The organism is Myroides odoratus, from assembly GCF_965118575.1.
In the GTDB taxonomy this organism is placed as follows: domain Bacteria; phylum Bacteroidota; class Bacteroidia; order Flavobacteriales; family Flavobacteriaceae; genus Flavobacterium; species Flavobacterium odoratum_B.
The window spans coordinates 1-948 of record NZ_CBCPHW010000048.1; the positions used below are offsets into that span (position 1 = coordinate 1).

Annotated in this window: 1 protein-coding gene; it reads right to left on the reverse strand. The window is 37.2% G+C overall.

Translation table 11 applies throughout. From position 1 onward, the window contains the following. A partial coding sequence (locus tag ACMHJ2_RS17720; protein ID WP_413514176.1) for an MBG domain-containing protein occupies positions 1-948 on the reverse strand: 948 nt, incomplete at both ends.

The following is a 948-nucleotide window of genomic DNA, read 5'->3' on the forward strand; positions in this document are numbered from 1 at the left end:
GCATCACGCGTTAAACTTCCTGCTAATACATCGGCGGCTTGCTCGTTATTTTTCAAACCTGAAACCGTATAAGTCAATGTAGGATCTACATCGCCGTATACTTTGGTTTTTACCTCTGCATTTACAATTAATTCAGCAGGTTGTATCGTTAAATCTGCTGAAGCAAATCTAATCGCATAATTTCCATTAGATATTAGCGTTCCTTGCTTAATCGTGTAAACTCCTGCATTTTCTCCTGGCAGGCGAATAAGTTCGCCTGTTAAAATATTTTCTATTTGCTCATTATTTACCAACCCACCAAATGTATACGTCCATTGAGGATCGGCATCGCCATACGTTTTTTCTTTAGGATCAACAATGATAACTAACTCCGCAGGGATAATCGTCAAATCTGCAGAATGAAAGACAATCGTATAGTTTGAATTGGTTACTAAACTGCCTTGATTCATGGCATAAGTACCTACATCTTCTCCCATTAAGCGACTTAAACGACCCGATAATACGTTTTCTTTTTGTTCATTTCTCTTTAATCCATCTACTGTATAATTGAATACAGTATCACTATCTCCATATAACTTTGTTTTAGCAATTGCATTTACAATTAATTCCGCAGGAGTAATTTGGAAATTAGCTGTAGTGTAAACAACTGAATAATTTGAATTTGCAGTCAAACTACCTTGATTAATTAAATAGGTATTCACTGCTTCACCTAGCACCCGAACTAAGGCACCCATTAGGACATCAACAGTTTGCTCATTATTTTTTAGCCCTGAAATTGTATAGGTTAACGCAGGGTCTGCATCTCCATACACTTTGGCTTGAGCATTAGCCGTTACTGTCAATACAGCAGGCGTAATGGTTAAATCATCGCTTACATATTGAAGGGTATAATTTGTTGTAGTTGCTAAACTACCTTGTGTAATGGTGTAAGCTCCAATCGCTTCTCCA